This is a genomic window from Pseudomonas sp. GM48 (assembly GCF_000282335.1).
In the GTDB taxonomy this organism is placed as follows: Bacteria; Pseudomonadota; Gammaproteobacteria; order Pseudomonadales; family Pseudomonadaceae; genus Aquipseudomonas.
The window spans coordinates 18,370-28,720 of sequence record NZ_AKJM01000124.1; the positions used below are offsets into that span (position 1 = coordinate 18,370).

The 10,351-nt window shown below is 61.4% G+C and carries 9 protein-coding genes; 3 read left to right on the forward strand and 6 right to left on the reverse strand.

All coding sequences use genetic code 11. The features are described from left to right. Nucleotides 1–52: 52 nt before the first annotated feature. On the reverse strand, nt 53–856 hold the full coding sequence (locus PMI28_RS29135; protein ID WP_238540713.1) for a hypothetical protein: 804 nt from the start codon (nt 854–856) through the stop codon (nt 53–55). 625 nt (nt 857–1,481) lie between these two features. Here PMI28_RS29135 and PMI28_RS05790 point away from each other — a divergent pair. Then, nucleotides 1,482–1,844 (forward strand): DUF6124 family protein, encoded by a 363-nt coding sequence (locus PMI28_RS05790; RefSeq protein WP_007990534.1) that lies wholly within the window; start codon nt 1,482–1,484, stop codon nt 1,842–1,844. Nucleotides 1,845–2,013: 169 nt separating this feature from the next. Here PMI28_RS05790 and PMI28_RS05785 read toward each other — a convergent pair whose 3' ends face one another. The 5 genes from PMI28_RS05785 to PMI28_RS05765 form a co-directional block, all read right to left on the reverse strand. Further along, entirely contained in the window at nt 2,014–3,294 is a 1,281-nt protein-coding gene (locus PMI28_RS05785; protein ID WP_007990535.1) for an NAD(P)/FAD-dependent oxidoreductase, read from the reverse strand. Between the two features lie 3 nt (nt 3,295–3,297). Continuing rightward, on the reverse strand, nt 3,298–4,875 hold the full coding sequence (locus tag PMI28_RS05780; protein WP_007990536.1) for an aldehyde dehydrogenase (NADP(+)): 1,578 nt from the start codon (nt 4,873–4,875) through the stop codon (nt 3,298–3,300). Between the two features lie 279 nt (nt 4,876–5,154). Then, a complete protein-coding gene (locus PMI28_RS05775; protein ID WP_007990537.1) occupies nt 5,155–6,102 on the reverse strand; it encodes a dihydrodipicolinate synthase family protein in 948 nt (315 codons plus the stop codon). 57 nt (nt 6,103–6,159) lie between these two features. Continuing rightward, the gene (locus tag PMI28_RS05770) at nt 6,160–7,086 is read right to left on the reverse strand and encodes a 4-hydroxyproline epimerase (RefSeq protein ID WP_007990538.1); all 927 of its coding nucleotides are present in this window, start codon (nt 7,084–7,086) and stop codon (nt 6,160–6,162) included. A 39-nt stretch (nt 7,087–7,125) separates the two neighbouring features. Continuing rightward, nucleotides 7,126–8,772 (reverse strand): APC family permease, encoded by a 1,647-nt coding sequence (locus PMI28_RS05765; RefSeq protein ID WP_007990539.1) that lies wholly within the window; start codon nt 8,770–8,772, stop codon nt 7,126–7,128. 187 nt (nt 8,773–8,959) lie between these two features. On the opposite strand from PMI28_RS05765, the gene PMI28_RS05760 reads away from it, so the two are divergent. Then, entirely contained in the window at nt 8,960–9,754 is a 795-nt protein-coding gene (locus PMI28_RS05760) for an AraC family transcriptional regulator (RefSeq protein ID WP_007990541.1), read from the forward strand. A 76-nt stretch (nt 9,755–9,830) separates the two neighbouring features. Next, nucleotides 9,831–10,211, forward strand: coding sequence for a RidA family protein (locus PMI28_RS05755; protein WP_007990543.1), 381 nt, complete (start codon nt 9,831–9,833; stop codon nt 10,209–10,211). Nucleotides 10,212–10,351 lie beyond the last annotated feature (140 nt).

Consider the following 10,351-nt stretch of genomic DNA (forward strand, 5'->3'; position numbering starts at 1 on the left):
AACCATGGACGGTCAGGTATATCGCCCAATAGTCGCGGGAACGTGATAGGGCTCAGTATTTGCCTTTGTGGTGCTTCGTCACGATGAACGGTTTAAAAATCGGGCCCTGTTGAACCTGATTCATTAGCTCGGAATAGCAGGCTTTGGCGTAGGGATGCACTATTTCTGAGGGGCACTTGAACCCGTATATCAGCAAGCCATCTTCAGGCGGCGTAAAACTGCGGTGGTACTCAGGCTGTAGGTAGTTCTGTATGCCCCACCACACACCATTTAAAAACTCGGCAATGGTGCTGGCGTGATAGGCACTGACATCGTCGTGAAATATGTCGTAAATATCTTGCTGGGCCAACATCGCCTGGTACAACTCGGTCGGCTCACCCGCCTTAATTAAAAGAACCTGCAACTCTGCGGCTACTCGGGCCGAACGAAGCGAGTTGTGTTTTGAGATGTTCCCATCGATCTTTAGCAGTACGTACCTGGGGATGCGAAGCACTACCTGACGGTCAATGGATGGCAGCCAAGCATTGACAGGGATTTCTACACGCAGCCACTTCCTAAACGTGCCCACCGCTTCCTTGAGGTTGCGCACCGATTCGCTGACCTCGAAGCTTGGTTTTTCTGCCACCGAACTCAGTGCGGCCAAGAAAAATTGTGACGGTACAGGCGCCATGGGGTCAGTTGGCGATAAAAAATCAACCAGCAAAATGGAGAACAATTGCCGGTGCGTAGACGACTCGAACCATATGTTTTTATGCTCGCCATCGCCGGCGACACTGAACATCGCCCTGTTGACCATTGATTTAATCAGATCAATCGCGGCTGAAAGATAAACGACCTCCTGCTCCATTTTGTTCATCGCGTTCACGTGCTCTCCCGTTTTTGTAGGCGAACAGCCCCTTAGAAGAGACCGACAAGCCTTTATAAAGCGTTTACAGCGCATTTTCAGTTCTCCTGACTATGAACGGCAGCCATTCCAACGGCTGAGTCCATTTGGATGCTTACACGCGGGCGGCGGTTTTGTGTGTAGGGCCTTTTTGGGGCCGCTGCGCGGCCCAACGGGGCAAGCCCCCTCGCCACAGGTAGGTCTGCGGCTGTTGTCCTTGCGTTGCCTTTTTTTGCATCGATGAATCTCCGGCAACACGTGTGTTTAAAGGCCGTCAGGGTTACTTCATAAAAGCTACAAGACCTTGCGTCGTTGCCTACGGTTACGCCAGAATCCGCCGGCTTGTGCGTCCTGGGGTCCATCGGTACCTTGATTCGTGCCACTGCCCATCAGTGGTCGGGTTTAGTCGCCCGTGGTAACTCGGTTGTGCGTGCATCTGTCATGCAGGTCCTTCATTGCCTGTACTTGATGGTGGCTGTACGCAGGGCGCCCTTGGGCGCGCCGGATTGCTGAGTTTCCCGGTCGACTAACCTGCGTACAGCTGCCTCCCCTTACGTTTAGTCGCAAGAGGGGTGGCACCCAATAGGAAACTCAGCATATGTTCAAGGTAACCCCAAACCCGCCGGACGCCGAACCGACATCCCCCTACGAAAGCCCCGATCCAAAAAAACTCCACGACGCCGCTGAGCGCGCACGGGCCTTTCACTTCCCCTCAACCGCTGACATCAAAGCCACGCCGCGCACGCCCAGTCACCTGTTTACCGTTGACCCCGAAGCCACGACCGAAACGCTGGTGGTGTATTTGGTGGAGACGCTGGCGTCCGTCGATGTGATGGTGCATCAACTGGTGGATCACCTGGACGGTGGGTCGCGCAATGCGCTGCTGGGGATTTCCAACAGTGTGATGCTGGCGGAGATCACGGCGAACCGGGTGCTGGATCAGATTGACCCGCCTGAGTAGGTCAATGCTGATGCGGCGGTCCTTTTTGGGGCCGCTGCGCGTCCCAGCGGGAGCAAGCTCCCTCGCCACGGGTTTGCCTGTGCTTGTGATGAATGACCCCAGGCAAGTCCCCCCTGTTCGCCCACCCTTTGCCCTGTCGGCAAGGGGCCCGTGCCGGCTGTCGTTGAACTCAGAAACGATCGAGCCGGTACGGCGCAGTCGCCGGCAGGCTGTGAGGCTGGATGCCGGTCAAGGGCGAGGCCATTTGCGCAATCATTTCCGCCGTGACCGCCGCCTGGGTCAACCCTAGATGCTGATGGCCGAAGGCGAGCAGGACCTTGCCGTCGCACACCCGGTCGATGATCGGCAGGGAGTCGGGCAAGGAGGGCCGGAAACCCATCCATGGCGTCGCTGCTTCAGCACTCAGCTCACGCTTGAACAATCCTTTGCTCAGGCGATGCAACTGCCAGGCACGCTCCATGGTCGGTGGGCTCTCCAGCCCGGCGAATTCAACGGTGCCGGCCAGGCGCAGCCCATCTGCCATCGGCGTCATGATGAACTTGCGCTCCAGCGAGGTGACGGCAAACGGCAAACGTTCGTGCTCGTGGGGCAGCATCAGGTGATAGCCGCGCTCGGTGTCCAGCGGGACTTTCTTGCCGGTCAATGCGGCGGTGAGCCTGGCTGAATGGGCACCACAGGCAATCAATACCTGACGGCTGTTGAATCGGCCTTGATCGGTGATCAACGACACGCCGCTTTCATTCAACTGCCCGCCCTCGACCCGCTGTTTGAGGAACTGCACGCCACTGCTTTTGGCCGCGTGTACCAGTTCGCCGACTACCCGGAAGGGGTCAAGGAAATGCCCGGTGCGCGGGAAGAACAACCCACCCCTGATCTGCTCGCTGAGCTGCGGAGCCGCTGCGCATACAGCCTTGGCCTGCCAGTAGTCGACCGGCACTTGCTGCTGGCGCATGCGTGCCTGCAACGCCTCGATCACCTGCTGCGAGTCGGGGCGTTCGAACACCAGCAACGAGCCGTCTTCTTTCAGCAATTCGGGACGGTCGATGGCCTGCAGCAAGCGGTGCCAGGCACCCAGGCTGCTTTCATTGAGCGCACGGATGCCGGCCACGGTGCGCTGGAACGGTGCCGGACGCAGGTTGAGCAACAGGCGTGCGAACCAGGGCAGGGCCCGGGGCATGTATTTCCAGTCCAGGCGCAGCGGGCCCATCGGGTCCATGAGCATGGCGGGCAGGCGTTTGAGGATGGATAGGTCGGCGATGGGGAACACCTGTTCGGTCGCCAGGTGCCCGGCATTGCCAAACGAAGCGCCCCGGCCAGGTTCCTGCTGGTCGATGACCACCACCCGCAGACCCAGGCGTGCCAGGCGCAGGGCGCTGGCGACGCCGATGATCCCGGCACCGACTACGGCAACGTCCGCCGCCGGGTTGTTGGAAGGGGAATAGTTGGCCATGTCCTAGGCTTCTCTCTGGCCGTCGAGCAGGCGGCGCAACTGCAACGGATTGCTGTCTTTGAGCGCGGCCGGCAGCAAGGTGTCCGGGAAGTCCTGATAGCAGACCGGGCGCAGGAAACGCAGGATGGCGGCGGTGCCGACCGAGGTGCTGCGCGCATCGGAGGTCGCCGGGAACGGGCCGCCATGGACCATGGCATCGCACACCTCGACGCCGGTCGGCCAGCCATTGACCAACAGGCGCCCGGCCTTGCGCTCCAGGGTCGGCAGCAAGGCCCTGGCGCTTTCCACATCGGCATCGTCCAGGTGCAGGGTGGCGGTCAGTTGGCCTTCCAGGTGTTCGATGACCTGACGGATTTCCTCGTCGTTGGCGCATTGCACGATCAACGATGCGGCGCCGAACATTTCCGCCTGCAACGCCGGGTTGGCGAGAAAGTCACGAGCCCGGGTGACGAACAGGTGGGCCTGGCACTGGTTAGGCGTTTCGCCCCTCAGACCGGTGGCCGCCAATTGTGCGTGAGCATGCTCGAGCAGCGCGCCGACACCGGTCTCGTAGGCGTTGAAAATACCGGGAGTGAGCATGGTCTGAGCCGGGCTGCGTCGTACATGATCCGCCGCTGCATTGATGAACCGCTCAAGAGCCGGGCCTTGGCGGGCAATCACCAAACCGGGGTTGGTGCAGAACTGGCCGGCACCTTGGGTGAGGGAGGCGACGAAGCCTTGCGCCAGGGTCTCGGCTCGCGATTGCAATGCGGCGGGGAACAGCAGTACCGGATTGATCGAGCTCATTTCCGCGTACACCGGGATCGGCTCGGGACGCGCCTGGGCCGCGTTGCACAAGGCGATGCCACCGCTGCGCGAGCCGGTGAAACCCACGGCCTTGATGCGCGGATCGCTGACCAGGGCGATGCCCACTTCGCGGCCGGAGCCGTACAACAGCGAAAACACGCCTTCGTGCAGCCCGCATTGTTTGACTGCTCGGGCCAGCGCCCGGCCCACCAGTTCACTGGTGCCGGGGTGCGCGCCATGGGCCTTGACGATCACCGGGCAACCGGCAGCCAGCGCCGACGCGGTGTCGCCGCCGGCGACCGAGAAGGCCAGGGGAAAGTTGCTTGCGCCGAACACCGCCACCGGGCCGAGCGGCACCTGACGCTGACGCAGGTCCGGGCGGGGCAGGGGCTGACGCTCCGGCAGTGCGCTGTCGACCCGCACATCCAGCCATTCGCCTGCACGCACGGTGCGGGCAAAGGTGCGCAGCTGCTGACAGGTGCGGCCGCGTTCACCCTGGATACGCGGGCGTGGCAGACCAGTCTCGGCCACGGCGCGATCGATCAGCTCATCGCCGAGGGCTTCGATTTCGCTGGCGATGGTTTCGAGGAATTCGGCGCGTGTGTCCAGAGTCGTCGCGCGATAACTGTCCAGGGCACTCCACGCCAGGGCGCAGGCCTGTTCGACGTGTTCGCTGCTGCCACCGTGATAGGTCGGTTCGAGGGGCAGATCAGTGGCCGGATCAATGCCGCGGATCGCTTCGCGGTTGCCGGTGATGGCCTGCTGGCCGATCAGCATGTTGCCTGTCAGAGTCATGGTGTTTCCTTAAAAAAATTGGGCGGATCCGTCAGCGAAACAACGGGGCTCCACGGGGTAATGCCGATCAGTCAAGCCGAGCCCCCTGTGGCGAGGGAGCTCGCTCCCGCTGGACTGCGCAGCAGGCCCATTTGTTGGGGCCGCTTCGCTGCCCAGCGGGAGCAAGCTCCCTCGCCACAGGTGATCAGCGCTGGTCGATCCCTTTATTGATCGGCATTAGTCTCCATGGGACGAAAACAAAGGCGGCGCACCTTGGCACGCCGCTGTACAGGCCGGATGTCAGGCGAAGTTCTGCTCGGCCGACCACTGCTCGTACCACTGGCGGAACAGCGCGTACTGGTTCTCGGCGTAACGACGCTGGGCATCGCTGAGTGCATCGGTTTCGTTGAAGTGCAGGGTGTATTCCTTGTCGCCATTGAGCACCATCAAGTGCTTGTAATAGAGCACCAGGTCGCAGCCCTCATCGAAGGACGACAACACGGCGAGTGCGGATTCCAGCTCCCGGGCCTGGCGACGTGCCTTGGCATCGCCCTTGGCCGCTTGTTTGCTCAGGGCCACCAGTTGCAGGACCTCGCGTGGCAGTGCGTTGCCGATGCCGGTAATGGCACCGGTGGCGTTGCAGTTGACGAAACCGTGGACCACCTGGGTGTCGACACCGACCATGAGGGTGACGTCATCGTCCTTGGAGGTGATGTGCTCGGCCGCGTAGCGCAGGTCGGCAGCACCGCCGAACTCCTTGAAGCCGATCAGGTTCGGGTATTCGCGACGCAGTTCGAAGAACAGGTCGGCGCGGGTGGCGAAGCCGTAGTAAGGGCTGTTGTAGATCACCGCCGGCAAGCCCGGGGCAGCTTTGAGGATCGCGGCGAAGTGGGCTTTTTGCGCGGTGGCCGAAGCGCCGCGAGACAGCACACGAGGAATGACCATCAAGCCATGGGCGCCGACTTTGGCTGCATGTGCCGCATGGGAAACCGCTTCGCGACTGTTGACGGCACCGGTACCAACGATGGTCGGAACGCCGGCAGCGACCAGGCGCGCCACACCTTCCTGACGCTCGGCTTCGGTCAGCAGCGGCCAGTCGCCCATGGAGCCGCAATACACCACTGCGCTCATGCCGATGTCGATCAGCTCGCGACCCTTGGCCACCAGCGCGTCGAAGTCCGGCTTGCGCTCGGCGGTGCACGGGGTCATCAGCGCAGGGATGCAGCCAGTGAAAATGTTATCGCTCATTTTGTTGTCACTCCTTGAAGCGTTCATTCAGATCAGGTTAGGGAAAAGGCGAGGGACTCAAATGCCCCACGCAAAGGGATCCTGCTCGTCGATCAGCAACGTGCTGTCGGCGGTCATGTAGGCGCGGCCAGTGATGAAAGGGATGATGCGTTCGCCTTCCCATTCGAAACGACCGACGAATTGGCTGGCGGTGATGCTGGCCTGGACCCAGCGCTCACCGGCGACCAGTTTTCCATCGGCCGCCAGGCATGCCAGTTTCGCACTGGTGCCGGTGCCGCAGGGCGAGCGGTCGTAGGCCTTGCCGGGGCACATGACAAAGTTGCGGCTGTCGGCCACCTCGTCGTCGGCAAACAGTTCGATGTGGTCGATCAGCGCGCCGTCTTCACCGTGGATGCCCTGGGCCTCGAGGGCCTTGAGCATGGCCCAGGTGTACTCGGTGAGGAACTCGACGTTGTCCATCTGCAACGCCTGACCGTGATCGGACACCAGGAAAAACCAGTTGCCGCCCCAGGCGATGTCGCCGTACACGCGGCCATGTCCCGGCACGTCGACCGGCACCTGTTGGCGGTAGCGGTAGGCGGGCACATTACGCAGGGTGACGTTGCCGTCCTCATGCAGCGTGGCGCTGACCGGGCCGACCGGCGTATCGATCTTATGCTCGCCGGGCTGGATGTGACCCAGGTGCTGCAGCGAGTTGACCAGGCCGATGGTGCCGTGGCCGCACATACCGAGGTAGCCGGCGTTGTTGAAGAAAATCACACCGCACGTGGCATCCGGCGACACCGGTTCGCAATACAGCGCACCCACCAGCACATCGTTGCCACGGGGCTCCAGCAGGCAGGCGCGACGCCATTGGTCATGCTGCTCGCGAAAAGTGTCGCGCTTCTCGGCCATAGTCCGGCCAGCCAGCTGGGGCAAACCCGACATCACCAGGCGAGTCGGCTCGCCGCCGGTGTGTGAGTCAATCACCTGTACTTTTTTCATGAATCTATCCATTTGAAGAAGGCGTTGATGGCCTGAATCTCAGCGTGAAGTCTGGGTCGCCGCGCCGATAGGGCGTTGGCCGCCGAGTGTGTGGGTATAGGCTGGTTCGGTTTCGCTTTCCGCATCCTCGTCGTCGAGGCGAATCAGATGCGCCGGCACGCCGGTGGCCGCGCCCCAGTAGTAGATGCCCATCGCACAGGCCGCTACGACCACGGTGTCAAAAGGATGGGTGAGTACGCCCATGCCGCCGAAGCTGCCGAGCCAGGACAGCACGATGGTCACGGCATAGAAGCCGATCAGCCATGCCGAGGAGCGCACCTGCTGGGCCAGGCTCAGGTGTTGGGTCGGTACGAAACGACCGCAAAGCAGGTAAATCACGAACATCAGGATTTGCAGACCAAGCAGCCAGGACACGGTGCTCCAGCCCGACCAGTAGACGATCAGCGCGGCGATGATGAACGACAGTGGACCGAGCACGCCCATGCGCTTGACCTTGAACGGACGCGGCATGTCCGGCGCATTGCGCCGCAGGGCAGCCACCGACACCGGCGCGACGGCGTAGCTCAAGACCAGCGCGGCGGAGACCACATTGATCAGGGCTTCCCACGAAGGAAAGGGCAGGGTCCAGAACACCGACAGGGCAAAGGTCAGCCACAGCGCCGGACGCGGGATGCCGGACTTTTCGTCAATGCGAGTGAAGACCTTGAAGAACGTACCGGTCTGCGCCCAGCCGTAGATCACCCGCGGAGTCGCGTTCATGTAGATGTTGCCGCAACCGCTGGGGGAGATCACCGCGTCGGCCACCACCAGATACGCCAGCCAACCCACACCCAATGCCAGGGCAATGTCGCGGTATGGCAGGGCCAGTTCCTTGGCGACGCCGGCCCAGCCGTTGGCGAGCATTTCGGTGGGCACGCCGCCGAGGAACGCCACTTGCAACAACACATAGATCGCGGTGGAAAGCAGTACGGAGAGGATCAGTGCAATCGGGATGGTGCGTTGCGGATTCTTCACCTCGCTGGCCACCGAGATGATCGGTGTCAGCCCCAGGTAGGCGAAGATAATGCCACCGGCGGACACCGCCATCTCGACACCTGACAGCCCGAACGGCATGAAACCCTGGGACTGGAAGTTCTGCGGTTTGAAGAAGGTGAACAGCACACCGATCACCAGCAACGGCACGATGAACTTGAACAGGCTGATCAAGTTGTTGGCCTTGGCGAACGTCTTCACGCTGTAGTAGTTGAGCATGAAGAACAGACACAGCAGGCCGAATTGAAGCAACCAGCCAATCGCCGTTGGATTGCTGGAACCGGCCTGGGTCAATGCGGGAAACCATGCAGCGGCGTACTGGCGCGCAGCGACCACTTCGATGGCCACCAGACTGGAAAACGCGATCAGCGTGATGAAGCCCATCAGGTAACCCAGCAGCGGGCCGTGGGAGTAAACCGGGTAGCGAATCACACCGCCGGCACGGGGCAGCGCCGCGCCGAGTTCACAGTAGACGATGCCCAGCAGCAGCACCGCAAAACCGCCCAGCAGCCAGGAAAAAATCCCCGCCGGCCCCGCGATGGCAGAAACGTGACTGGCTGCGAACAGCCAGCCGGAGCCGAAGATCGCCCCTAGTCCGATAAACGTAAGGTCTATCAACGAAAGTTGTTTTTTGAACTTGCCTTGGCCTGACATGGCATCGCCTTCTTGTGAGTTATTGGATAGGCAGGTGTGCACTTCAAATCGCCCTTCACGGTTTTGCCGAGGAGGGCGGTGGCCATAGAGTGAACTTGGCGGCTTGCTCGCGATTGATGTTTTCCTTGGGTGTCGATGACGAAATCAGCACAATGGGAAATGTCTGATTTTTGCGAGGGGCCGGTTCATGACTCAGGATGCGTTTGCGCTGTTGTGCCAGGGCGACGACTCGAATCGCCCCGAATCCATCGAGCAACTGCTGGCCGGCGTAGCGCTGCTGCTGCCCATGCTGGATGTCATTCCGAATGCCGCGATCTTCATCAAGGATGTGCAGGCGCGCTATGTCATGGCCAATCGCACGCTGGTGCAACGCTGCGGTTTGAAGCAGCTCAAACCGCTACTGGGGAAAACCAGCGCCGAGGTGTTTCCCGAGCAATTGGGGCCTGGTTACACCGAGCAGGACCGGCGTGTACTGGAGCAAGGTCTGGTTCTGGAAGACCAGCTGGAGTTGCACTTGTACGGCAGTCGCGAGCCTGGCTGGTGCCTGACCCATAAACGACCGTTGTATAACCGCCGCAATGAAATCATCGGTTTGGCGGGTATCTCGGTTGACCTGCAATCGGCCAGTGACACACACCCGGCGTACCAGCGCCTGGCGGCGGTGGACGAATACATTCGCGCGCATTTCAACCGCCGCGTCACCCTCGGCGAGTTGACGCGCATTGCCGGCATTTCCGTGGCGCAACTGGAACGCTACTGCAAGCGCGTGTTTCACCTGACGCCACGGCAGATGATCCAGAAAGTTCGCCTGGAACACGCGCATCGACTGCTCCACACCGACCTGCCGATCACCGAAGTCGCCCTGCAATGCGGCTATACCGACCACAGCGCCTTCACCCGGCAGTTCAAGGCATTGACCGGTTTCACTCCACGCCAGTACCGCCAGGCTACCGGTCACGAACAGCCGTCTGCTCTGGATTAGCGACGAGCCGCAAATGGCCATGTAAACTGGCCGCGCAAAAGGCGCCCGCCTTACCACTTCAAGCAAGAGAGCTCCCATGGCAAACCACGACCTGACCTTTACGCCCGATCCCGATGCGGATTCGATTTCCTCCGACGTCGTCGGTTTCGGCGGTGTGCTGGTCTCCACCCAGATCCCCACCCGCGCCGACGGCAGCCTGGAACTGGGCGACATCACCCTGCAAAGCGAATGCACCCTGCAAGCGCTGAAGGTCGCGCTGGAGCGTGCCGGCAGCTCCATGGACCGCGTGATGCACCTGACCATCTACCTCACCGACATGGCCGACCGCGCCGCGTTCAATGAGGTCTACAAGCGATTCTTCGCCAAGCCATGGCCGGTGCGTGCTGCCGTTGGCGTGGCGTCCCTGGCGGTAGAAGGCATGCGCGTTGAAGTGACCGCGATGGCCGCCAAGGCCTGATCGCTGCGATACAAAATCCCTGTGTGCATAGGCTAAATCTGAGGTCGACGCCGATCAAATGTGGGAGCGGGCTTGCTCGCGAAAGCGGAGTGTCAGCTTGCACAAGCGTTGACTGACCCAGCGCTTTCGCGAGCAAGCCC

Coding starts and splice junctions, on each gene's coding strand:
- PMI28_RS29135 (WP_238540713.1), bottom strand. CDS start 856: ATGAACAAAATGGAGCAGGAGGTCGTTTATCTTTCAGCCGCGATTGAT.
- PMI28_RS05790 (WP_007990534.1), top strand. CDS start 1,482: ATGTTCAAGGTAACCCCAAACCCGCCGGACGCCGAACCGACATCCCCC.
- PMI28_RS05785 (WP_007990535.1), bottom strand. CDS start 3,294: ATGGCCAACTATTCCCCTTCCAACAACCCGGCGGCGGACGTTGCCGTA.
- PMI28_RS05780 (WP_007990536.1), bottom strand. CDS start 4,875: ATGACTCTGACAGGCAACATGCTGATCGGCCAGCAGGCCATCACCGGC.
- PMI28_RS05775 (WP_007990537.1), bottom strand. CDS start 6,102: ATGAGCGATAACATTTTCACTGGCTGCATCCCTGCGCTGATGACCCCG.
- PMI28_RS05770 (WP_007990538.1), bottom strand. CDS start 7,086: ATGAAAAAAGTACAGGTGATTGACTCACACACCGGCGGCGAGCCGACT.
- PMI28_RS05765 (WP_007990539.1), bottom strand. CDS start 8,772: ATGTCAGGCCAAGGCAAGTTCAAAAAACAACTTTCGTTGATAGACCTT.
- PMI28_RS05760 (WP_007990541.1), top strand. CDS start 8,960: ATGACTCAGGATGCGTTTGCGCTGTTGTGCCAGGGCGACGACTCGAAT.
- PMI28_RS05755 (WP_007990543.1), top strand. CDS start 9,831: ATGGCAAACCACGACCTGACCTTTACGCCCGATCCCGATGCGGATTCG.